This is a genomic window from Streptomyces sp. NPDC126497 (genome assembly GCF_040302425.1).
Taxonomy (GTDB): domain Bacteria; phylum Actinomycetota; class Actinomycetes; order Streptomycetales; family Streptomycetaceae; genus Streptomyces.
On record NZ_JBEORT010000015.1, the window covers coordinates 15,516 to 36,562 of the forward strand.

At 73.9% G+C, this 21,047-nt stretch carries 20 protein-coding genes and 1 pseudogene; 7 read left to right on the forward strand and 14 right to left on the reverse strand.

Features of this window, described 5'->3' with window-relative positions:
* Positions 1-49 precede the first annotated feature (49 nt).
* From ABTY20_RS10325 to ABTY20_RS10345, 5 genes and pseudogenes are all read right to left on the reverse strand, one after another.
* Positions 50-973: a sirohydrochlorin chelatase gene (locus ABTY20_RS10325; protein WP_351996547.1), complete on the reverse strand. Its 924-nt coding sequence runs from the start codon at positions 971-973 to the stop codon at positions 50-52.
* An 84-nt stretch (positions 974-1,057) separates the two neighbouring features.
* Positions 1,058-2,071: an N-acetylglucosamine kinase gene (locus tag ABTY20_RS10330; RefSeq protein ID WP_351996548.1), complete on the reverse strand. Its 1,014-nt coding sequence runs from the start codon at positions 2,069-2,071 to the stop codon at positions 1,058-1,060.
* Entirely contained in the window at positions 2,068-2,745 is a 678-nt protein-coding gene (locus ABTY20_RS10335) for a uracil-DNA glycosylase (RefSeq protein ID WP_351996549.1), read from the reverse strand. The genes ABTY20_RS10330 and ABTY20_RS10335 overlap by 4 nt, the downstream gene beginning before the upstream one ends.
* A gap of 82 nt (positions 2,746-2,827) precedes the next feature.
* A pseudogene (locus tag ABTY20_RS10340) lies at positions 2,828-3,983 on the reverse strand (WD40/YVTN/BNR-like repeat-containing protein).
* An 89-nt stretch (positions 3,984-4,072) separates the two neighbouring features.
* Positions 4,073-5,752 carry an acyl-CoA dehydrogenase family protein gene (locus ABTY20_RS10345; protein WP_351996550.1) on the reverse strand — a complete coding sequence of 560 codons (1,680 nt, stop codon included), beginning with the start codon at positions 5,750-5,752 and terminating at the stop codon, positions 4,073-4,075.
* Positions 5,753-5,824: 72 nt separating this feature from the next.
* Between ABTY20_RS10345 and ABTY20_RS10350 the strand changes: the two genes are divergently transcribed.
* Complete coding sequence (locus tag ABTY20_RS10350) at positions 5,825-6,583, forward strand: PaaX family transcriptional regulator C-terminal domain-containing protein (protein WP_351996551.1); 759 nt, start codon at positions 5,825-5,827, stop codon at positions 6,581-6,583.
* 71 nt (positions 6,584-6,654) lie between these two features.
* On the opposite strand, the gene ABTY20_RS10355 is transcribed toward ABTY20_RS10350, so the two are convergent.
* Together ABTY20_RS10355 and ABTY20_RS10360 are read right to left on the reverse strand one after the other, a co-directional pair.
* Complete coding sequence (locus ABTY20_RS10355) at positions 6,655-7,452, reverse strand: pectate lyase (protein WP_351996552.1); 798 nt, start codon at positions 7,450-7,452, stop codon at positions 6,655-6,657.
* A gap of 238 nt (positions 7,453-7,690) precedes the next feature.
* Complete coding sequence (locus ABTY20_RS10360) at positions 7,691-9,034, reverse strand: FAD-dependent oxidoreductase (protein WP_351996553.1); 1,344 nt, start codon at positions 9,032-9,034, stop codon at positions 7,691-7,693.
* A gap of 198 nt (positions 9,035-9,232) precedes the next feature.
* Here ABTY20_RS10360 and ABTY20_RS10365 point away from each other — a divergent pair, with 198 nt between their 5' ends.
* Positions 9,233-9,700 (forward strand): DUF6214 family protein, encoded by a 468-nt coding sequence (locus tag ABTY20_RS10365; RefSeq protein WP_351996554.1) that lies wholly within the window; start codon positions 9,233-9,235, stop codon positions 9,698-9,700.
* A gap of 27 nt (positions 9,701-9,727) precedes the next feature.
* Here ABTY20_RS10365 and ABTY20_RS10370 read toward each other — a convergent pair whose 3' ends face one another.
* Entirely contained in the window at positions 9,728-10,390 is a 663-nt protein-coding gene (locus tag ABTY20_RS10370; protein WP_351996555.1) for a DUF305 domain-containing protein, read from the reverse strand.
* 206 nt (positions 10,391-10,596) lie between these two features.
* Here ABTY20_RS10370 and ABTY20_RS10375 point away from each other — a divergent pair, with 206 nt between their 5' ends.
* Positions 10,597-12,099 (forward strand): LVIVD repeat-containing protein, encoded by a 1,503-nt coding sequence (locus ABTY20_RS10375; RefSeq protein WP_351996556.1) that lies wholly within the window; start codon positions 10,597-10,599, stop codon positions 12,097-12,099.
* Here the strand turns inward: ABTY20_RS10375 and ABTY20_RS10380 are convergent.
* The 3 genes from ABTY20_RS10380 to ABTY20_RS10390 form a co-directional block, all read right to left on the reverse strand.
* Positions 12,087-12,764: a TetR/AcrR family transcriptional regulator gene (locus tag ABTY20_RS10380; protein WP_351996557.1), complete on the reverse strand. Its 678-nt coding sequence runs from the start codon at positions 12,762-12,764 to the stop codon at positions 12,087-12,089. The genes ABTY20_RS10375 and ABTY20_RS10380 overlap by 13 nt on opposite strands.
* A gap of 189 nt (positions 12,765-12,953) precedes the next feature.
* Positions 12,954-13,634 carry a phosphatase PAP2 family protein gene (locus tag ABTY20_RS10385; protein WP_351996558.1) on the reverse strand — a complete coding sequence of 227 codons (681 nt, stop codon included), beginning with the start codon at positions 13,632-13,634 and terminating at the stop codon, positions 12,954-12,956.
* A 181-nt stretch (positions 13,635-13,815) separates the two neighbouring features.
* Positions 13,816-14,364 (reverse strand): DUF5134 domain-containing protein, encoded by a 549-nt coding sequence (locus tag ABTY20_RS10390; RefSeq protein ID WP_351996559.1) that lies wholly within the window; start codon positions 14,362-14,364, stop codon positions 13,816-13,818.
* A 159-nt stretch (positions 14,365-14,523) separates the two neighbouring features.
* Between ABTY20_RS10390 and ABTY20_RS10395 the strand changes: the two genes are divergently transcribed.
* Together ABTY20_RS10395 and ABTY20_RS10400 are read left to right on the forward strand one after the other, a co-directional pair.
* Positions 14,524-16,215, forward strand: a complete 1,692-nt coding sequence (locus ABTY20_RS10395; RefSeq protein WP_351996560.1) for an FUSC family protein — start codon at positions 14,524-14,526, stop codon at positions 16,213-16,215.
* Positions 16,212-16,793: a MarR family winged helix-turn-helix transcriptional regulator gene (locus ABTY20_RS10400; protein WP_351996561.1), complete on the forward strand. Its 582-nt coding sequence runs from the start codon at positions 16,212-16,214 to the stop codon at positions 16,791-16,793. The genes ABTY20_RS10395 and ABTY20_RS10400 overlap by 4 nt, the downstream gene beginning before the upstream one ends.
* Before the next feature lie 22 nt (positions 16,794-16,815).
* On the opposite strand, the gene ABTY20_RS10405 is transcribed toward ABTY20_RS10400, so the two are convergent.
* Together ABTY20_RS10405 and ABTY20_RS10410 are read right to left on the reverse strand one after the other, a co-directional pair.
* Entirely contained in the window at positions 16,816-17,580 is a 765-nt protein-coding gene (locus ABTY20_RS10405) for a VOC family protein (protein ID WP_351996562.1), read from the reverse strand.
* A gap of 87 nt (positions 17,581-17,667) precedes the next feature.
* The gene (locus ABTY20_RS10410; RefSeq protein WP_351996563.1) at positions 17,668-18,072 is read right to left on the reverse strand and encodes a VOC family protein; all 405 of its coding nucleotides are present in this window, start codon (positions 18,070-18,072) and stop codon (positions 17,668-17,670) included.
* A gap of 81 nt (positions 18,073-18,153) precedes the next feature.
* Between ABTY20_RS10410 and ABTY20_RS10415 the strand changes: the two genes are divergently transcribed.
* A complete protein-coding gene (locus ABTY20_RS10415) occupies positions 18,154-18,696 on the forward strand; it encodes a GNAT family N-acetyltransferase (protein WP_351996564.1) in 543 nt (180 codons plus the stop codon).
* A gap of 4 nt (positions 18,697-18,700) precedes the next feature.
* Here the strand turns inward: ABTY20_RS10415 and ABTY20_RS10420 are convergent, their stop codons facing one another.
* Positions 18,701-19,384, reverse strand: coding sequence for a glycerophosphodiester phosphodiesterase (locus tag ABTY20_RS10420; protein ID WP_351996565.1), 684 nt, complete (start codon positions 19,382-19,384; stop codon positions 18,701-18,703).
* 254 nt (positions 19,385-19,638) lie between these two features.
* Here ABTY20_RS10420 and ABTY20_RS10425 point away from each other — a divergent pair, with 254 nt between their 5' ends.
* Positions 19,639-21,036, forward strand: coding sequence for a DUF6421 family protein (locus ABTY20_RS10425; RefSeq protein ID WP_351996566.1), 1,398 nt, complete (start codon positions 19,639-19,641; stop codon positions 21,034-21,036).
* Positions 21,037-21,047: the final 11 nt, after the last annotated feature.

Genomic DNA, 21,047 nt, shown 5'->3' on the forward strand with positions numbered 1-21,047 from the left:
CGGGGAACCGGGGGCGGGCCCTTTCGGCGTCGCGCGCGAACCGGCCGGGTCAGCGGGCCGGGGTGCTCTGCGCCTGCTGCGGGGCGATGCCCAGCGCGGTCGTGTACTTGGCCAGTGCCAGCTTGCCGATCGCCGGGTACGCGCCGAGCGCCTCGGAGGCGGAGCAGCCCGCCTCCTTCGCGGCCTCCTCGACCAGGCTGGCGTCGATCTCCGGACCGATCAGGTACGGCGCGAGCGCCAGCTGCTGCGAACCGGAACCCCGCAGCTGCTCGGCCACGGAGGCGATGGAACCGTCCTGGTCCAGGGCCGCCGCCATCACCGGAACGGCGAGGCGCGCGGCGAGCAGCATGCCGGTGATCCCGGCCGCCTGCACGGCCTCGTCACCGCCCACGGAGGCCAGGACGATGCCGTCCGCCGCGGTCGCCACGGTGAACAGACGGGCGCGGTCGGCGCGGGCCAGACCGGCCTCGGACAGCCGCACGTGCAGCGCCTCGGCGAGCAGCGGGTGCGGGCCCAGCACGTCGGTCAGCTCGGCGGCGACCCGGCTGTCCATCACGGCCTGGCGGACCTGGCGCAGCAGCGCGCTGTCCGGGCCGGCGAGCAGCGGCACGACGACGGCGACGGGGCCGTCGGGCTCCTTGACGTCCATGCCGGCGGCGCGGGCCTGCTCGAAGCGGGCGGTGCGCTCCTCGGCCGCGTACGCGAGGACGGACCGCAGCGCCGGGAACTCCTCGTCGTCGCCGTCGAGGTAACCGATCCGGGCGTCCAGGCCGGGCAGCTCGGAACGGGCGATGCTCACGACCTCTTCGGCGAGCGAGCGGGTGGCACTACTGGGCGTACCCGGCACGGCGAGGACGAGCGCGGGCGCGCCCTCGGGAGCCACCAGGGGTTCGGGACGGCGGTGCCGTCCGGGCTGGCGGGGGCGCGGCATTCGTACGGGCAGGCCGGACGCGGGCCCAGTGGGGGTGCTCATGTTGCGGCATGTTAGTGGCTTTCCGGGCTCCTCTGTTCGGGGAGGGTGCGGGTGAGCGGTATCCGTCCGGTTTTGTCTGATGAGTTACGTACGGACACCGGTCGCGCGGGTGACGCGCTCACCTGCCGGATCCGTCACGCACAGCATCCTCTCGTCGCCCGGCAGGGTGAACGAGCCGGCGGCGAGGTCCTGCGCGATGCGTACCGCCCCGTGCAGGGGATCCCCTTCGGCCGTGATCCGCCGCGCCCCGGGCAGCCGGCCGGCCAGCTCCTCGTCCAGGGGGTCCAGCAGCGCCGCGCCCATCCGGAACAGACCACCGGTGAGGGCGACCACCGGTTCCTCCACCGCGGGGCACACGGCCGCGGCGGAGTCGGCCATGTGCCGGGCCGCCGCCCGCAGCACCTCCACGGCGACGGGATCGCCGTCGGCCGCGCACGCGCCCACCCGGGGCGCGAAGGAGGCGAGCACGGCCGGCCGGTCGGTGCGCGGATACAGCCGGCCGGGCAGCCCGGCCGCCGGACCGAACAGCTCCTCGGCGCTCGCCAGCAGCCGCGCGGAGCCGCCCCGCCGCCCGTCGTGCGCGCGCAGCGCCGCCTCCAGTCCCGCCCGCCCGATCCAGGCGCCGCCGCCGCAGTCGCCCAGCAGGTGCCCCCAGCCGTCCGCCCGGCGCCAGCCGGTCAGATCGGTGCCGATCGCGATCAGCCCCGTCCCCGCGGCGACCACGGCGCCGGGCCGCGGCCCGAGGGCGCCGACGTACGCGGTGACGGCGTCCGCGGCCAGCGCCACCCGGCGCACGCCCAGTTCACGGCGGAGCGCGTCCGGCAGCTCCGCGCGCAGCGCGTCCCCCAGGCTCGCCATCCCGGCCGCGCCGACGACGGCCACCTCGGGCCGCCCGGTCCCGGCCTCGGCGCACAGGGCCCGCGCCATCGGCACCAGCCGCTCCATGAGATGCGCCGGGTCGATGCCCCGGGCCCCCGTCCGCACCGGTTCGTCCGAGGCCGCCCGGGCCAGCGGGCCGCGTCCACCGGTACCGGCGACGACCCGCAGTCCGGAGCCCCCGGAGTCCACGGCGAGGAAGCCGGGCCCGGACCCGGTCACGGCAGGCGCCAGTCCACCGGTTGGCCGCCCTGACGGATCAGCAGGTCGTTGGCCCGGCTGAACGGACGGGAGCCGAAGAAGCCGCGGTCGGCGGACATCGGCGACGGGTGGGCCGACTCCACCGCGGGCAGATCGCCCAGCAGCGGACGGCAGTTGCGGGCGTCGCGCCCCCACAGGATGGAGACCAGGGGCTTGCCCCGCCCGGCCAGCGCCCGTATCGCCTGCTCGGTGACCTCCTCCCAGCCCTTGCCGCGGTGGGCGCCCGGCTTGCGGGGGGCCGTCGTCAGCGCCCTGTTGAGCAGCAGCACGCCCTGCTCGGTCCAGGGGGTGAGGTCGCCGTTGGACGGCTGGGGCAGGCCCAGGTCGGTGCCGAGCTCCCGGAAGATGTTGACGAGGCTCCCCGGCAGCGGCCGCACCTCGGGCGCGACCGAGAACGACAGTCCCACCGCGTGCCCCGGGGTGGGGTACGGGTCCTGCCCGACGATCAGGACGCGTACCTCGTCGAAGGGCTGCTGGAAGGCGCGCAGGACGTTCGCTCCGGCCGGGAGGTAGGTGCGTCCCGCGGCGATCTCCGCGCGCAGGAAGTCCCCCATCGCGGCGACGCGTCCGGCCACCGGCTCCAGGGCCTTCGCCCAGCCCGCTTCGACGATCTCATTCAAGGGTCGTGGTGCCACGGGCGTCACCCTACTGCCGCGACGGCGGCGGAGATCAACCAGTGGCCAGGACCGGACGGGACCCTCGTGCGGCTCGTGCGGCTCATGCGACGACCGCGGCCCGTACGCACAGCACGTCCGGCAGGTGCGACGCCAGCTGCCGCCAGCTGTCGCCGTCGTCGGCCGACGCGTACACCTCGCCGTTGCGGTTGCCGAAGTAGACGCCCGCCGGGTCCGCCCCGTCGTGACACATCGCGTCGCGCAGCACCGTGCCGTAGTGGTCCTCCCGCGGCAGCCCCGCCGTGAGCGGCTCCCAGCTCCGGCCCGCGTCCGTGGTCCGGTAGACCCGGCAGCGCCGGCCGGCCGGCACCCGGTCGGAGTCGGCGTTGATCGGGAACACGTACGCCGTGTCGCCGCGACGGGGGTGGGCCACCACCGCGAAACCGAACGTCGACGGCAGGCCCTCGCCGATGTCCGTCCAGCTCCCGCCCGCGTCGTCACTGCGGTACACGCCCCAGTGGTTCTGCAGGTACAGCCGGTCCGGGTCGACCGCGTCCCGGGCGACCTTGTGCACGCACTGCCCGAACTCCGGGTCCGGGTCCGGCAGGAACACCGCGGACACCCCGGAGTTGGACGGGGTCCAGCTCGCCCCTCCGTCCAGGGTGCGGAACACCCCCGCCGTGGAGACGGCCACCGTCACGGCCCGCGGATCCCGGGCGTCGGTCAGCACGGTGTGCAGTCCCTCACCGCCGCCGCCGGGCACCCACTTCGCGCGGGTGGGGTGCTCCCACAGCGGCCGGACCAGCTCGAAGGTCTCCCCGCGGTCCTCCGAGCGGTAGAGCGCGGCCGGTTCCGTCCCCGCGTACACCACGTCCGGTTCGGCCTCGGACGGGTGCAGCTGCCAGACCCGCTCCAGCGAAGCCCCCGTGTCCTTGGGGAACCTGACGGCGGGCCGGGCCGGTTCGGTCCAGCCGCGTCCCAGGTCGTCGGAGTGGAACACCGACGGACCCCAGTGCGCGCTGTCCCCGCCGGCCAGCAGCCGCGGACGTCCGCCTCGGGTGTCGATGGCGACCGAGTACACGGCCTGTGCGTTGAAGTAGGGACTCTCGTCGAACTCCCAGGTGCCACCCCGCCGGCGCCCGATGAACAGGCCCTTGCGGGTGCCCACGGCGAGCAGTACCTCGGCCATGCCGATCACCTCCGCGACGTCCTCGTCGACGTCCTCGTTCCAGGACACCGGCCAGTCTGCACCCCGCCACTGACAGTCACCTCCGGACCGGTGTCGCCGCAGGCCGGGCCGGGTGTCCCCGCGCACGGGGACACCCGCGCACGGGAGCCGGCGGAGGGGTCAGCCGCCGTCCGGCAGGGCGCGGCCGAGGATCGCGTCCAGCCCGGCCGCCGCGGGCAGCGTGCCGAAGGCGTGCCCCCAGTCGCCGCCCAGCCGCGTCGCGCAGAAGGCGTCGGCGACCGCGGCCGGGGCGTACCGGACGAGGAGGGAGCCCTGGAGGACCAGGGCCATCCGCTCGACCAGCCGGCGGGCGCCGGCCGGCGACTCCCCGGCCGGCCGGTCCTTCAGCCCGGCCACGGCCGCGTCCAGCCGGGCGTCCGCCCCGCGCGCCAGGGCGAGCTCGTCGAACAGCGCCTGCGCGGTCGCCGGCTCCCGGCCGAGCGCCCGCAGCACGTCGAGGGCGTTGACGTTGCCCGAGCCCTCCCAGATCGACAGCAGCGGGGCCTCGCGGTAGTGCCGGGGCATGCCCGACTCCTCGACGTAACCGTTGCCGCCCAGGCACTCCAGGGCCTCGGCGGTGAAGGCGGGCCCCCGCTTGGTGACCCAGTACTTGCCGGCCGCCGTCGCGATCCGGCGGAACGCGGCCTCCCCGGCGTCCCCGCGCACCGCGCGGTCGGTCGCCCCGGCCAGGCGCAGGGTGAGGGCCGTGGCGGCCTCGGACTCCAGGGCCAGATCGGCCAGTACGTTGCGCATCAGCGGCTGGTCCACCAGCCGCGCCCCGAAGGCGCTGCGGTGCCGCACGTGGTGGCCCGCCTCGACGAGCGTCCTGCGCATCAGCGCCGCCGACATCGTCACGCAGTCCAGCCGGGTGCAGTTGACCATCTCGATGATGGTCTTCACGCCCTGCCCCTCGGGACCGACCAGCCAGGCGACGGTGCCGTCGAACTCGGGCTCGGAGGAGGCGTTGGAGCGGTTGCCCAGCTTGTCCTTCAGCCGCTGGACGCGGAACGTGTTGCGGGTGCCGTCGGGCAGCACCCGCGGCACCAGGAAGCACGACAGCCCGCCCGGGGCCTGCGCCAGCACCAGGAACACGTCGCACATCGGCGCCGACGTGAACCACTTGTGGCCGCGCAGGGTGTACACGCCCGGCTCGGCGGTCGGAGCGGCCGACGTGGTGTTGGTCCGGACGTCGGAGCCGCCCTGCTTCTCGGTCATCCCCATGCCGGCCAGCAGCCCGCGCTTCCCGGCCGGCACGGCGAGGCCCGGCTCGTACTCCCGGCTGGTCAGCCCCGGTTCGTACGCCTCGGCCAGCTCCGGCTGCCGCCGCAGCGCCGGCACCGCCGCGTACGTCATGGACGTCGGGCAGCCGTGCCCCGCCTCGGTGTGTCCCCACACCAGCCCCTTGGCGGTACGGACGACGTGGGCGCCGGGACGCCCGTCCGCCCAGGGCGCGGCGGCCAGCCCTTCGGCGACGGCCGCGCGCATCAGGTGGTGCCAGCTCGGATGGAACTCCACCTCGTCGATCCGGTGCCCGTACCGGTCGTGGGTGCGCAGTTCGGGCTCGTGGCGGTTGGCCAGGTCGCTCCACTCCTGCACCTGTGCGCTGCCGGCCAGCCGGCCGAGCCGGCGCAGGTCCTCCTCGGCCCAGTCGGCGCCCTCCCGCCGCAGGCCCTCCAGCAGGGCGGTGTCGTCGGAGGCGTCGTACGGGGTCAGGGGAGGGGGCTGGTTGGTGACGTGGTGCGTGGCGCCGCCGGGTGCGCCGGACTCCTGCCGCGGCTCGTCCGCGAGTGTGGTGGCCATGGATCGAGTGTTGCACTGGTCGTACAGCCGCAGCAATCGTGCAACACGGTCGGCGTCGTAGAGTACGGCCCCATGGGGAGGAACGACCCGGCGGCGCCGGACGACCCGCGACCGCGCCCGCTGTCCGCGCGGTCGGTCGTGCTGAGCCTGCTGCTCGGGACCCACCCGCCGGAGCTGCCGGCGAGGGAACTCGGACGGCTCCTGGAGGGTTTCGACGTCGGGGGGTCCACGCTCCGTGCGGCACTCAGCCGGATGGTCGCCGCCGGCGACCTGCGGCGCACGGACGCCGGCTACCGCCTCAGCGACCGGCTGCTGGAACGCCAGCGCCGCCAGGACGAGTCCGTGGGACCGCGCACGCGCGCCTGGGACGGCGACTGGGAACTGGTGGTGATCACCGCGACCGGCAGGGGCCCCGCCGAACGCGCGGACCTGCGTTCCCGGCTGGCGGACCTCCGGCTCGCCGAACTGCGCGAGGGGGTGTGGCTGCGTCCCGCCAATCTGGAGCGGCGCCTGCCCGCGCACCTCGACGAGGTCGCCGAGCGCGGCACGGCCCGCCCCGGCCGGCCCGCCCGCGAACTCGCCGCGGCCCTGTGGCCGCTGGACGCCTGGTCCGGCACGGCCCGCGCGCTCCTCGGCCGCGTCGACCGTGCCGCTCGCCCCGCCGAGCGGCTCGCCGCGTTCGCCGCCGTCGTGCGCCATCTGCTCACCGATCCCGTCCTGCCGCCCTCGCTGCTTCCCGCCGACTGGCCGGGCGGCGCGCTGCGGTCCGCCTACGCGGAGTACCGGCGGGAACTGACGGGGGAGGTGCGTGCGCGGGTGCGCGACGCGTGAAGGCGGACGGGGGCCGGTCGGCCGTACGGGGCGCCGCGCGGGACGCCTCGTACGGCCGTCACCCGCGGGGGCTACCGGTAGGTGATGTCGGACGACGCGTACTTGCAGTACGTGCCGTCGGGGCCCGAGCCGTTGGTGCTCGGCTCCTTGCCGGTGTTGTTGCCGATGTACTTCTGGCAGGGGACGATCTTCCTGCTGCTGTCCCCGATGATCGTGATGTTGCGCAGGGTCGCGCTGTCGCCGTAGTTGGTGTTGATGCCGGCGAGCTTGCTGCCCTTCCAGGTCACCTCGATGGTGTTGAGGTTGATCGTCCGCTTGTACTGCGTGGAGCAGTTGCCGCAGGAGCGGACGAAGGTGCCGAAGTTCTTGACCGCGAAGTTCGACACGTTCAGCGTTCCGGCCCCGTTGAACTGGAACACCTTGTCGCTGGCTTCCTTGGCGCCGCCGCCGCTGACGGTGTAGACCGATCCCGAGGACTTGCCCTTGAACGTGGCGGCGTCCTCGCCGACGTCCTCCCACCAGACGTTCTGCAGCGTGCAGGAGCCCTTGCAGTGGACGCCGTCGGCGGCGGGGGCGCCCAGGATCACGTTCTTCAGGACCGCGCCGTCCGCCAGCTCCAGGAGCGGGCCCTGGTCCTCGTCCTGGCTGCCGGAGCCCAGGTCGCCGCTGCCGTACAGGCGCTTCATCCCGTAGTCCTTGGTGCCGGACACGGCGATGGTGGAGGAGACGGCCTGGCTGCCGTTCGCGGTCGGCCAGGTGGCGGCGCTCGCCGGGGACGCTCCTACAGTCATGAGCATGCCAACCGAGAGGCCCAGGGTGGCGAGTGCGCCCGTCAGCGCGCGGGCGCACGGTCGTTTCGGGGACGTCATGTCGTTCCTTCTGTCGTGTGGTGTGGGGGTGCGAGCCATGTGTGTGAACGACGTTCCTGGTAGTGCACAGAGTGCCCGGCCGGATGGGGTGAACCGGTCACGCTGTTGAACGGAAGGTATGGGGCAAGCGCTTTCTAGTCAACGGTTCGCGCACATCGCATCCGGCCGGGAGGGCCGGCGCCGGCGGGCGGGGGGCGTGCGTGGTGCCGCCCGGCGGAGGGGACCTCCGGGCCGGGTCCTACCCGTCCGTCCCGCGGGCCGCCGACAGGAGGGACTCCCAGTCGGAGAGCTTGACGGTGTTCCGGCCGAGGGAGGCGCCCAGCCGGGCCTCCGCCCGCTCGATCGCCTGCCAGCCCTCCCATTCGACCGGTTCGACGCCCTCGGCCCGCAGTGCCGCCAGCGGGTCCCCGGGCAGGGCGCGGTCCGTGAGGGAGGGCGCGTCCCGCAGCAGGGAGGCCACCGTCTCCTTCGCGCACGGCCGGTTCGTGCCGATGACGCCCGTCGGGCCCCGCTTGATCCAGCCCGCCACGTACTCGCCCGGAGCGACGGCGCCCTCGCGCAGCACCCGTCCGGCGCGGTGCGGCACCGTGCCGGCGGCCGCGTCGAACGGCAGTCCCTCCAGCGGCACCCCGCGATACCCCACCGAGCGCAGCACCAACTGCGCCTCGATGTCCTCGAACAGCCCCGTGCCCGTGACGCCGCCGCGTCCGTCCGGCGCCGTCCGCTCGAAGCGCACCGCGCCCACCCTGCCCTCCCGGGCGATCAGTTCGGCCGGGCGGAGGAAGAAGCGCAGCCGGATCAGCCGCCGGACGCCCGGTGCCGGTGCCCCGGACCAGCCGCGCAGCACCTCGACGTTGCGGCGCTGCGGGGCGGACAGCGCGGACGGGTCCGTGAACGCCGGGTCCCGTGCCGCCTCGGCCGGGTCCACGGTGACGCCGGTGTCCGGCAGGGTCCCCAGTTCACGCAGTTCCTTGGTGGTGAAGCGGGCCTGGGACGGGCCCCGCCGGCCCACCATGTGGAGGTCCGTCACCTCGCTCGCCGCGAGCGCGGTCAGGGCCGCGTGCGGCATGTCGGTCGGGCTCAGCTCCGTCACGCCCCGGGCCAGCACGCGGGTGACGTCCACGGCGACGTTCCCCACCCCGATGACCACCGCGGACCGCACCCCGCGCAGGAAACCGCCCCCGACGGAGTCCGGATGCGCGCTGTACCAGGACACGAACTCCGTCGCCGACCAGCTGCCCGGCAGCTCCTCGCCGGGGATGCCCAGCCGCCGGTCCGTGGCGGCGCCCACGCAGTACACCACCGCGTGGTACAGCTCCCGCAGCCGCGCGGCCGGCACCCCGCCCGGCCCGACCGGCACCCCGCCGAGGAAGCGCACGCGCTCGTGCTCCAGGACCGCGCGGAGGGTGTGCTGCAGGGACTTGATCTTCTCGTGGTCCGGCGCCACGCCGTAGCGGACCAGGCCGTACGGGCACGGCAGCCGGTCCAGGACGTCCACGCGCACCCGGGCGTCCTGCTGGACGAGGCTCTGGGCGGTGTAGCACCCGCTCGGCCCGGAACCGACGACGGCGACACGCAGCACGGCGGAACTCCTCACCCGGGGATCGTCAGGAGATCGCTGGTCCCTCCAGCATGGCACCGTCCGCGCTCCGCTGACAGGGTGCCGTCCGCCGTCCGTGGTGCGTGTTCCGCGGAGGGAAACTGATCACGCGGTTACGTTGCGTGTGTGCTTGAGGCATCTTTTCTTCATCTTTCCGATCGCTCCTTGGCGGAGGGCGCGGTGTCCGTGTGGCCCGCCTGGGAAGTGCGGGAGGGGGAGCGGGCGACGCGGTGGCTCCATGTGCGGCTGGTCTTCGGCGACGGGGCCCGGATCGACGCGCTGGCCATGGTGTGCGAGGGGTGGGTCTGCGTCGAGGACGTACAGGCCCGGCCGGCGCTCGCCCTGGAGGACCTGGCCCTGTTCGCCGACTGGATCGAGGGGCCGCTGGCCCGGGCCTGCGGTGCCGAGCCGGGACCGGACCCCGGGGGCGACGCCGCCCCGGGCGCGCACCGGGAGCGGCCCGCCCGGCCGGGGGAGGGGGAGGAGCGGGACCTGGTGGCGCGCGTGTACCGCGCGGCGCAGGAGCGGGGAGCCGATCCGGTCCTCGCAGTGATGGACGAGACCGGGTACAGCCGGCGCGGGGCGCTCCGGCTCATCGGCCGGACGCGTGACGCGGGACTGCTGCCCGCGCGGCACGCCCGGCGCTGAGCCGCCCGGCCGGATGCCGCCGCACCGTCACAACAGGTCGCGCATCCGGCCGATCTCGCTGGTCTGCTGGGCGACCGCGTCGTCCGCCGTCTCCTCGATCCAGATGTTGTTGCCCTCTCCCTTCACCTCGGTGGACATGGTGACCGCCCCCTGGTGATGGGTGATCATCAGGGTGAGGAAGAGCTGGTCGAAGGCCTTGCCGTCGGCCGTGCGCAGCTGCTTCAACTGGGCCCGTGTGGCCATCCCGGGCATCGTCGCGTGGTCGTGCCCGCGTCCGTCGTCCCGCTCCGCCTCGCCGTGGCCCTTCAGCCATCCCCTCATCGCCTCGATCTCCGGCCGCTGCGCGTCGGCGATGCGCTCGGCCAGCCGGATGATCTTCGGCGACTCGGCGCGGTCCGGCGCCAGTCCGGTCATCTCGAGGGCCTGGGCGTGGTGCCGGATCATCATCCGCGCGTACGAGACGTCCGCGGAGTTGGGGGAGTCGTCCTCCGCACGCCGCTCCTCGGCCTCCTCGGCCGACAGGGTCCGGTTGGCCTCCCCGGGCTCACCGGGTGCGATGACCGAAGGCCCGTTCCCGGCGGACGGCCCGGCCCCCTCGGTGCCGGAGTCGCAGCCCACGAGCCCGAGCACGGCCAGGGCGGTCAGCCCGGCTGCGACGGCGGACACGCGTGACGCACGGCGGTAGTGCACAAGGACCTCCTGCGGGTGGGGCCCTCCCTCCGGGAGGACGGCAGTACACCTCGTGAGTGCTGACGACCGTCCTAGCACGCTTCCGCGTGACACTGATCGGAAAACTTCATTGCGACCGTGTTGCCCCCTTCTGATATGTGCATGTCCAAGACGATACTGCCGGTGCGAAAACCGTTCCGAAGTGAACGGAATCAGGGAGGAAAACAGTGATCCTGTTGAGTGTTCCCCGAACCCGGCGCAGACGTCTGGGAGTTGCCGCGGCGGCAGGCGGTCTGCTGGCGGCGCTGCTCACCGCCGCGCCGGCCGCGGCGATCCCCGACCCCGGGGATCCGCCGGCCGCCGAGAAGAAGGTGTCGCGCAGCGACCAGGCCGAGGCGCGCGAGGCCATCCGGAGCGGCGAGATACCCGGCCAGGACGAGGTCGTCCACTCCGGCAACATCCGGCACGTGGCCAACATCCCCAAGGACGCGCTGTCCGGCACCAACTCGGACCTGGCCTTCCAGGGCCGGTACGCCTTCGCCGGCAACTACGACGGCTTCCGCATCTTCGACATCGGCAACCCGAAGGCGCCGAAGACGGTGGCCCAGGTGCTGTGCCCCGGCTCGCAGAACGACATCTCCGTCTCCGGCGACCTGCTGTTCCTGTCCACCGACTCCTCGCGCAGCGACAGCAGTTGCAACAGCACCACGCAGCCGGCGACCGAGAAGTCCTCGTGGGAGGGCATGAAGGTCTTCGACATCAGCGACAAGCGGAACCCGCGCTACGTCGCCGCCGTCGAGACCGCCTGCGGCTCGCACACCCACACGCTGGTGCCCGAGCGCAGGAACGTGTACATCTACGTCTCCTCGTACGCGCCGAACGCGGCCTACCCCGACTGCCAGCCGCCGCACGACGGCATCTCGGTGATCAAGGTGCCGCGCAAGGCCCCGCACAAGGCGGCGCTGGTCGGCTTCCCGGTGCTGTTCCCGGGTGAGGGCCCGGACGGCGGTGGCAACCCCGGTGGGCCCACCAACCCGGGTGTCTCCAAGACCACCGGCTGCCACGACATCACCGTGCTGCCGTCGAAGGACCTGGCCGCCGGCGCCTGCATGGGCGACGGCATCCTGTTCTCCATCAAGGACCCGGAGCGTCCGCGGGTGATCGACCGGGTGCAGGACAACGTCAACTTCGCGTTCTGGCACTCGGCGACCTTCAACCAGAAGGCGAACAAGGTCGTCTTCACCGACGAGCTGGGCGGCGGTGGCGGTGCCACCTGCAACGCGGAGACCGGCCCGAACCGCGGCGCGGACGGCATCTACGACATCGTCGGCAAGGGCGACCGGCAGAAGCTGGTCCTCCGCAGCTACTTCAAGATTCCCCGCCACCAGGCGGACACCGAGAACTGCGTGGCCCACAACGGCTCGCTGATCCCGGTCAAGGGCAAGGACCTGATGGTCCAGGCCTGGTACCAGGGCGGCGTCTCCGTCTGGGACTTCACCGACTCCTCGAAGCCGAAGGAGATCGCCTACTTCGAGCGCGGCCCGCTCTCCACGGACCAGCTCGTCACCGGCGGTTCCTGGTCGGCGTACTACTACAACGGCTACATCTACTCCAACGACATCGCCAAGGGCTTCGACGTCCTGAGGATCGACGACCGGCGCACGGACCCGGCCCGCCGGGTCCACCAGAGCGAGCTCAACGTCCAGACCCAGCCGGACTACTTCGACTGAGCGTCCGGCTCCGTGGCGAAGAACCGGGCCATGTCCGTCCGGCCCTTCCCGCGCGTCCCGCCGACCGCCTCGGCGTCCGGCGGGACACCCATCCCCCAGTCGAGCCGGTAGCGCTTGAACAGCTCCGCGCGCAGCACCGGCACCGGCATGGGCGCGCCCGGCATCACGGCCGCGTACACGGCGCCCATCAGCAGGGCGCGCAGCATCGGATAGTCCGCGTCGACGTCGTGGGAGCCGTGCCGGGCGACGGTGTCGCCCAGCAGTTCGGCCAGCCGCCGCTGCTCGGGGCAGGGCAGGAAACCCTCGGCCTGCAGCAGTCCTGCCATGTGCTGGCGCATCAGCACCGGCCGGTCCCGCGCCAGGCCCAGGATCGCGTCGATGGCCCGCGCCATCCGCTCCCGGCCGTCCTCGGTGCGCGGCTCCCGCTCCAGGGCCTCCTCCAGGGTGCGGTGCATCAGCCGGTGCACGGCGGACTGCACGAGCTGGCGCTTCCCCGGGAAGTAGTACGACACCAGGCCCCGCGCGGAGCCCGCCCGGTCGGCGATGTCGCCCAGCGTCGTCGCCTCGTACCCGTGCTCGTCGACCAGCTCCACGGCGGCGTGCAGAAGCCGCTCCTTCGAACGCCTCCGCAACTCTTCATTGACCAGGGCGCTGCGCGGGGACATGCTGGACTCCTGCGTTGACTGGCTGCCAGCCAACTATACTCAGCGCATCCGGTCCGGCCCCCTCGGGGGCCTTTCCGGGATGCCGTTCACCTCGGGCGACGCGGGGGATCGCCCGAGGTGAACGGTCTTGGACACGGGGAAGCGGCCTCGGCCCACCGGCTCCGGCCGGCCGGCTCCGGTGCGCCGGCCTCACCGGTGCGCCGGGCGGCGCCGCCGGTGGATCCCCACGGCCGCGACGACCACCAGGGCGCCGATCAGCCAGCCGCCGAGGACGTCCGTCGGCCAGTGGACGCCGAGCCAGACCCGGGTGAGGCCGACACCGGTCACCGAGAGGACCGCCACGACCAGCGCCGTGCGCCACAGGACGCGGCCCGCCCCGTGACGGCGCAGCAACCACAGCAGCAGACCGCAGACGACCGTCGCGGTCATGGCGTGCCCCGACGGGAACGCCGCGTAGTGCGCGGAGTCCACCGGGTCGGGCCAGACCGGGCGGGCGCGGTCCAGCGCGGCCTTCAGCCCCTGCTGCACCGCCGTTCCGACGGCGACCGTCAGCACCAGCCAGAGCGCCGACCACGAATCCGCGCACCGCCGGACCAGCAGCACCGCCGCCGCGCCGCACAGCGCCCGCATCGTCCACGGATCCCAGACCCAGTCCGTCAGGACGCGGGACGCCTGCGTCAGCCCCCGCTCCTCGACCGCCCAGCGGTGGGTGGTCCGGGCGACGTCGGCGTCCAGCTCGAGCAGCGGACGCCACTCGGCGCCGACCAGCGTCAGCAACAGCGCCGAGCACAGCGCGAGCACTCCGGTGAAGAGGGTGACCGGGCGGTGCTCCGGTGGCCTGGGCGGGGATGCGGCGTGAGGGGTGTGCATGGCGCGATCCTCTCCGAACGCCGACGTCCGGGACCCCTGTCCCGTTCCTGCCGTGTCTTTCCGGGCCCGTGCCGGCCCCTGCGGTCCAGCGTCTGCCCTCCACGGGCCCGTCCATGCCCCCGGACCCGGGTGACGCGGTCGACGGCCCCGCGCGGTCACCGCCGCACCACGCGTCCCGCCCTCACATCGCCGGCAGCATCGCCACCATCGCGATCCCCATGGACAGCCGGCAGGCCCGCGCCAGCTCCGGCCGGTCGCCCCAGCCGGCGTCCCGGCCGCTGCCCGCCACGGCGGCCACGGGCACCAGCCGTACGCCGGTGGCGAGCACGTACGCGACGAAGTAGAGCAGCAGGACCCCGGTCAGCAGGGGGGTGCCCGAGCCGCCGTGCCCGTGCCCCTGCCCGGTGGAGGAGGCCATGGTCACCGCCATGTGCACCATCGCCACGGCACCCACCAGATGGTGCAGGTGGCGGAGGCCGGCGCGGGCCGCCCACAACGCCTGCAGCCCGGCCGCGCCGAACACCACCGCGAAGGCCGGCCAGGCCCACGCCGGCGGGGTGAACGCCGCCGCGGGCACGGCCATCACGGCCATGCCGAAACCCATGAGCGCCTCGCCGCCCGCGGCGCGGCGCTGCTCCGCCACACGGCTGCGCATGCGCAGCAGACAGTAGGCGCCGGTCACTGCGCAGAGCGCGACCAGCAGCCAGCCGGACGACGCCGGTCCGTGCACCCGAACCTCCCCCTCGACCCGCTCGACGGTCGGTCATGGCATGCCCGGCCCCGGTGGCGGGCACCCGAGCGCACGGGAGTGCGGGGGGGGGCGTCCGGGGGAGCACGACGGGACGGCCCGCATTTTTTACAGGTAAAACACCTGCTAACGTTGTTCTCCATGCGCAGTGCCGTCCCCACCCCCACCGTCCCGAAGGCCGCCCGGCGTCTCCCGCTCGCCGCCCCGCTGCGCCTCGGGCGGCCGTCCGACATCTGGTTCAAGCCCGCCCTCAGCGTGGTCGCCGCGGTCGCACCGCCCAATCTGCTCCTGGTGGCCCTCGGCCGGCTCGACCTCGCGATGTACACCATGGCGGGATCCCTGTGCGCCCTCTACGCCCACAACCGCCCGTACGCCGCCCGGGCCAGGACGCTGGCGTGGGTGGTGCTCGGCATGATCGCCGGCCTCGCCGCGGCCCTGGTCGCCGCCTCGCTCACCGCGAACGCCGTCGTCCTGGTCACCGTCGGCGCCGTCCTGGCCGCCGCGCAGAAGACGCTGTGCGACGCCACCCGCATCGGCCCGCCCGGCCATGTGATCCTCGTCTTCGTCAGCTCCGCCGCGCTGTTCATGCCCCAGACCCCCGGCCAGGTCCCCGGCCACCTCGGGCTCGCCGCCGCGGCCGGTGTCTGGGCCTGCCTGGTGGGCATGGCACCCGCGCCGTTCCGGCCGCACGGCCCCGAACGCCGCGCCACCGGCCAGGCGCTGAACGCCGTCGCCGCGTACGCCGAGACCGCCGGCGCAGGCGACGGTCACACCGGAGCCCGCGCCGCCGCCCATGCCGCCGTGCGCGCCGCCTGGCAGACCCTGCTCTCCGCCGGCGACCGGCCCTCCGCCACCCGCCGCGCCCTCGAACGGCTCGTGGTCCGCGCCGAGGTCGCCCTCGCCGCGCCCGCCGAGGCCGATCCCGTACGCCTGCGTGCCTGGGCCCGCGCGCTGCGCGGCAACGGCGCCGTCCCGCGCGCCGGCGACTTCCGCGCGGACGCCGGTGAACTCCTCGGCGTGGCCGCCGAGCGCGCCGCCCCGCCGCGCTCCCCGTGGGCCGGGCTCGGCCCGCTCACCCCCGTCGCCGTGCGCACCGCCCTCGGCTGCGCCCTCGCCGGCTACGCCTCGCTCGCCCTCGGAATCGGCCGCCCCTACTGGGCCCTGGTCACCGCCGCCTCGCTCTATCAGGTCAACATCGCCCTCACCTGGAGCCGGGCCGTCCAGCGCGTCGTGGGCAACCTCGCCGGTGTGCTGCTCTTCGCCGTCCTCGTCCCCGTCGCCCACCTCGGCCCGCTCGCCCTGGTGCTCTGCTGCCTGCTGTGCAACTTCGGCGCCGAGGCGCTCATCGGCCGCAACTACTGGCTCGGCACCGTCTGCGTGACCCCGCTGGCGCTGCTGGTCACCGAGTTCGCCGGCCACCAGCGGCCCGGTGATCTGATCACCGAACGCGTGGCGGACACCGTCGTCGGCGCCCTGGTCGGCTTCGCCGCCGCGCTGGCCGTCACCAACCGGCGGGCGGGCGACCGCGTGGAACGGGCGCTCACCACGGCCGACCGCGCGCGCGAACACGCCGCGCGCCTCCTGGCCGGACCCCGGCCCGTCCCCGCCGCCCTGGACGCCGCCCGCCGCGACCTCGCCGCCGCCCTCGTCGAGCTGCGGGCCACCGCCGACGCCGCCTCCGGCGAGTGGTGGCAGCGCGCGCCGGCCCAGGAGCGGGTCGTGCTCGTCGAACAGGCGGGACACCGTACGCTCGCGGCGACGGTACGACGCCTGGGGCTGCTCCCGGACCCCGGCACGGACACGAACGCGCACACGGAGGACGTACGGCCATGACGGCGACCGAAGGACCGGCGGCGGCCGACGGCGGGGCGCCGGCGGTGGCCGGCGGGGGCACGCCCGCACGCTCGCGGGAGGACACCGTCGCCGCCGTCGTCCGGCAGTGGCGGGCCGTCCACCCGGACCTCGACACCGGCCCCATGGAGGTCATCGGCCGCATCAACCGCTGCGCCGCCCTCCTCCAGCAGGCGGAGGACGCCCCGCTGCGCCGGGAGGGGCTGACCCGCCCGGAGTTCGACCTGCTGGGCGCGCTGCGCCGCACCGGCCACGAGCTGACGCCCGGCGAGCTGGCCCGCGAGACGTTCTCCTCGGGCGCCGCCGTCACCAAACGCCTCAAGCAGCTCGGCGAACGCGGGCTGGTGGAACGGCGCGGCGACACCCGCGACCGCCGGGTCGCCCACGTCCGTCTCACCGACGCCGGACGCGACCTGGTCGACGGCATCCTGCCCGCGCAGCTCGCCTACGAGACCGCCGTCCTGTCCGGCCTGGACGGCACGGAGCGCGGCGAGCTCGCCGCGCTGCTCGGCGAGCTGCTCGGCCGCCTGGAGGGACGCCTGGGCGCGCTGCGGGCGTGACGGCCGCGGGCCGGTCCCCGGCTCACCTCCCGTCCGCCGCCCGGCGCACGCCGAACATCGCCCCCTGCGGGTCGCGGAGCACCGCGATGCGCGGGCCCTCCGGGGGCGAGACGGGCTCCATCAGCACCGTGCCCCCCGCCGTCGTGGTCGTCACCGCGGCGTCGTCCACGTCGTCGACGGCGAAGTACGGCAGCCAGTGCGCGGGCACCTCGTGCGGGAACTTGTCGTCCATCGTCACCATGCCGCCGAAGTCCGCGCCGCCGACGCCCCACCGCGGGTACCGCGGGGAGGCGCCCACGCTCCAGCCGAACACGGCGGTGTAGAACGACACGGCCTGCCGCGGCGCCCGCGTCATCAGCTCCACCCAGCCCAGGGACCCGGGCACGCCGGACACCCCCGCGCCCGGGAAGGCGCCCGCCTGCCACAGCTGGAAGACGGCGCCGGTGGGATCGGCGGCCACCGCGAAGCGACCGGCGTCGAACACGTCCGTCGGGCCGAGCAGCGGCTGCCCGCCCGCCGCCGCCACCGCACGGAGGGCGGCGTCGGCGTCGGCCACCGCGAACGACACGCTCCAGGCCACCGGCTGCGACGGCTGGTACAGCGGCGTCAGCGCGGCGGCCGCCGCGTCACCGAGGTACGCGACCGTGTAGCCGCCCGGCTCCCGCCGCGGGTCCGTCTCGGGGCGCCAGCCGAACAACCGCGTGTAGAACCGCCGGGCGGACTCCGGATCGGTGGTCCCCAGCTCGACCCAGCAGGGCCCGCCGGTCACCGGCGCGGACTGTCCCATGGCGCTCCCTTCCTTCCCCAGCACGCTAAGCCCGGCCCCGGGCGCCGGCCATCCGGCGCGGAACCGGCAGGGGAGGGAGCGGGCTCCCTAGACGCCCGGCCGGTACCGGAGCGGGTGTTCGGCCGGGACCTCGACCAGCACGATCGGTGTGCCGTCCGGGTCCGCGATCCACATCTCGATCAGGCCCCACGGCTCCCGCACCGGGGGACGGACGATGTCGACGCCCCGGGCCGCCAGCTCCCCGTGCGCCGCCGCGACGTCCTCGACCTGGAGCCACAGCCGCACGTCAGGGGACGAGGACGCCGCCGGGGAGGGGTCCGCGCGGCCCGAGAGCTCCAGGAACCCGCCGCCGAGGAAGTAGACGGTGCCGCGTTCCGGGCCGGTGCCGAACTCGCGGTGGACGGCGAGGCCCAGCCGCTCCCCGTAGAAGGCGCGGGAGCGGTCGGGGTCGGTGGGGCGGAGCAGGACGCGGCTGCTGAGTACGTGCACCATGCGGCCGAGCGTAGTGGCCGGGTTAGTCTCTTTCCCGCCCGAGCCGCGCCGGAAGGCGCCAGACGAACCGGAGACGTGCCCATGGGATCCGCCACCGACACCGCACTGACCTTCCGCGACGCGACCGACGCCGATGTGGACGTCCTCGTCGCGCTGATCGAGTCGGCGTACCGGGGCGAGTCCAGCCGGGCCGGGTGGACCACCGAGGCGGACATCCTCCAGGGGCAGCGGACCGACCCGGAGGGGGTGCTGGAGGTCATCAGGGCGCCGGACAGCCGGCTGCTCGCGGTGGAGCGCGCCGGCCGCGTGGTCGCCTGCTGCCAGCTGGAGCACCGTGGCGCGCACGCCTACTTCGGGATGTTCGCGGTCAGCCCCGCCCTGCAGGGCGCCGGACTGGGCAGTGCGGTCATCGCGGAGGCGGAGCGTCAGGCCCGCGGGACCTGGGGCGCGAGCGAGATGCACATGACGGTGATCTCCGTGCGGGAGGACCTGATCGCCTGGTACGAGCGGCGCGGCTACCGCCGTACGGGACGGATGACGCCTTTCCCGTACGGCGACGAGCGCTTCGGCGTTCCGCAGCGGGACGACCTGGAGTTCGAGCTGCTGGTGAAGGAGCTGGTCTGACGGCTCACGCCGTGAAGCGGCCGGTGCGCTTGATCTCCGGGTAGTCGGTGGTGGCGCCGTCGAGTCCCAGGGCCCGGGCCAGTCTGAGGTGGTCCTGGGTGTTCACCACCCAGCCGATGATCCGCAGCCCGGCCTTCCGCGCCTGCTCCACGGTCTCCAGGGTGAGCCGGCGGATGTTGAGGCAGACGGTGGCGGCGCCCGCCCCGACCGCCCGGTCCACGATGTCGGGGCCGTAGCGGCTGGCGATGAGCGCCGTACGCACGCCGGGCACCAGGCGGGCGATCTCCGCGATCGCCTCGTCGTGGAACGAGGACACCTCGACCCGGCCGGCCAGGTCCCGTCCGTTCATCACCCCGGCCAGCGCCCGTGCCGCCCGGACGTCCTTGATCTCGGCCTGCAGAGGCGCCCGGACGGCGTCGAGCACCTCCTCGAGGACGGGAATCCGCTCGCCCCGCCCGGCGTCCAGGGCGCGCAGCTCGGCGAGGGTCTTGTCGGCGATCGCGCCCGTGCCGTCCGTGGTGCGGTCCACCTCCGTGTCGTGCATGACGACGAGTGCGCCGTCCTTGCTCAGGTGCAGGTCGAGTTCGATGACGTCGAGGCCCGCTTCCTGGGCGGCGACGAAGGACCGGAGGGTGTTCTCGGGTTCGACGCCCATGACTCCGCGGTGACCGATGGTGAGGAAGTTCAAGATCCGACTCGCTTCCGTCGACGGCGGCGGGGGGACCGCGTGCCCACGGCCCTCCTGGACCGTATCGCCTGTGCCCGCCGCGTCCAGAGGATGAACCCGGATCGTGGGCACCGCCGCCCGCACCGGTGTTTCGCAGGAAAAAATGCGGTCAGTGTAGGGGTGAGGCAGGATATTTTCCCGAGGCTCCCCTTGCTGGGAGAAACCTCATATGTATACGGTCTGCTGACGCGAGGTTCTCCTGTGGAGGATGGGACATGACGGAAATTCTTGTGCAGGTGGGTGCCGAGGGGCAGGTTCCTTCGGCGACCAGGGTGGTGGAGCACCCGGCGTGGCCCGTGCTCAAGGATGCCGTGGAGCGGATCCGGCCCTGGCAGGCCAAGGACGGGTCGGTCGACTTCGACGCCGAGGACGCCCCGGCCCGCGAGGACGCCGAGCGCGCGGTGCGCACCGTGATCGGCGCCGTCGAGGAGCTCTCCCCGCTGCTCCCGCACGACCGCGCCTACCACGAGGCCCTGGCGAAGGACCTGAGCCGCTGGGCCGAGGGCGGCTTCGAGGTGCCCGACTTCCTCGACTCGCTGCTGGCCTTCCAGCCGGCCGCGCACCGCGAGGACGGCCTGCAGCACCTGGTCGTCTTCCCGATGTACACCCAGAACGGCAACCCGGACCGCAACCTCGAGGCGGTCGTGTTCCGCATGGTCTGGCCCGACTGGCTGGCCGAGCTGGAGCGCACCCGCTACGACAACCCGCTGTTCTGCGGCATCACCTTCGAGGACTTCACCCCGGGCTACGACACCAACTCCGCCGTCCTCTTCCCCGAGACGATCGCGGTGCGCGAGGCCCCCGAGCGCTTCACCTGGGGCGGCATCTTCTGCGACCGCGAGGCCGCCCGCTTCCGCCGCGTCACCGAGGCCGCCGTCGACGTCCTGGGCCTGGAACTGCCCGAGGACGTCGCCGCGATGGTGCACGACCAGAAGCGCTGCGAAGAGGCGTTCGTGCTCTGGGACATGGTCCACGACCGCACCCACAGCCACGGCGACCTGCCCTTCGACCCGTTCATGATCAAGCAGCGCCAGCCGTTCTGGATGTACGGCCTGGAGGAGCTGCGCTGCGACCTCACCGCCTTCAAGGAGGCGGTGGGGCTGGCCGGCGACGGCGTCCCGCAGGCCCGTGACGTGCAGGTCGCGGTGCTCTTCGACCGGATGTTCCGCTTCCCGGTCACCGGTGAGCGCGTGCGCAACTACGACGGCCTCGGCGGCCAGCTGCTCTTCGCCTACCTGCACAAGCACGACGTCGTCCGCTGGACCGACAACAAGCTCTCCATCGACTGGGAGCGCGCCCCGCAGGTCACCAACCGGCTCTGCGCGGAGATCGAGGCGCTCTACCGCGACGGCATCGACCGCCCCAAGCTCGTCCACTGGTTCGCCGGGTACGAGCTGGTCTCCACCTACCTCTCCCCGCACCCCGGCTCCACGTGGGCCAAGGGCCCCGACGCCCTCGACCTGACGCAGCCGCCACGCAAACTCGTCGATGACGTGCTTCCGGACGAGTTTCCGCTGAGCATGTTCTATGAGGCACTGTCCAAGAAGCTGAAGAACGTGATCGCCTCCACCAAGGGGATCCGCAGGGACGGTGCCGAGCGGGTCGCCGCGTGAGCGATCGCGAG

Excerpts from the sequence above, each read along its gene's own strand:
- ABTY20_RS10395 (WP_351996560.1), top strand. The coding sequence starts at position 14,524 with ATGCGCAGTGCCGTCCCCACCCCCACCGTCCCGAAGGCCGCCCGGCGT.
- ABTY20_RS10385 (WP_351996558.1), bottom strand. The coding sequence starts at position 13,634 with ATGCACACCCCTCACGCCGCATCCCCGCCCAGGCCACCGGAGCACCGC.
- ABTY20_RS10325 (WP_351996547.1), bottom strand. The coding sequence starts at position 973 with ATGAGCACCCCCACTGGGCCCGCGTCCGGCCTGCCCGTACGAATGCCG.
- ABTY20_RS10345 (WP_351996550.1), bottom strand. The coding sequence starts at position 5,752 with ATGGCCACCACACTCGCGGACGAGCCGCGGCAGGAGTCCGGCGCACCC.
- ABTY20_RS10400 (WP_351996561.1), top strand. The coding sequence starts at position 16,212 with ATGACGGCGACCGAAGGACCGGCGGCGGCCGACGGCGGGGCGCCGGCG.
- ABTY20_RS10405 (WP_351996562.1), bottom strand. The coding sequence starts at position 17,580 with ATGGGACAGTCCGCGCCGGTGACCGGCGGGCCCTGCTGGGTCGAGCTG.
- ABTY20_RS10410 (WP_351996563.1), bottom strand. The coding sequence starts at position 18,072 with ATGGTGCACGTACTCAGCAGCCGCGTCCTGCTCCGCCCCACCGACCCC.
- ABTY20_RS10425 (WP_351996566.1), top strand. The coding sequence starts at position 19,639 with ATGACGGAAATTCTTGTGCAGGTGGGTGCCGAGGGGCAGGTTCCTTCG.
- ABTY20_RS10415 (WP_351996564.1), top strand. The coding sequence starts at position 18,154 with ATGGGATCCGCCACCGACACCGCACTGACCTTCCGCGACGCGACCGAC.
- ABTY20_RS10355 (WP_351996552.1), bottom strand. The coding sequence starts at position 7,452 with ATGACGTCCCCGAAACGACCGTGCGCCCGCGCGCTGACGGGCGCACTC.
- ABTY20_RS10350 (WP_351996551.1), top strand. The coding sequence starts at position 5,825 with ATGGGGAGGAACGACCCGGCGGCGCCGGACGACCCGCGACCGCGCCCG.
- ABTY20_RS10380 (WP_351996557.1), bottom strand. The coding sequence starts at position 12,764 with ATGTCCCCGCGCAGCGCCCTGGTCAATGAAGAGTTGCGGAGGCGTTCG.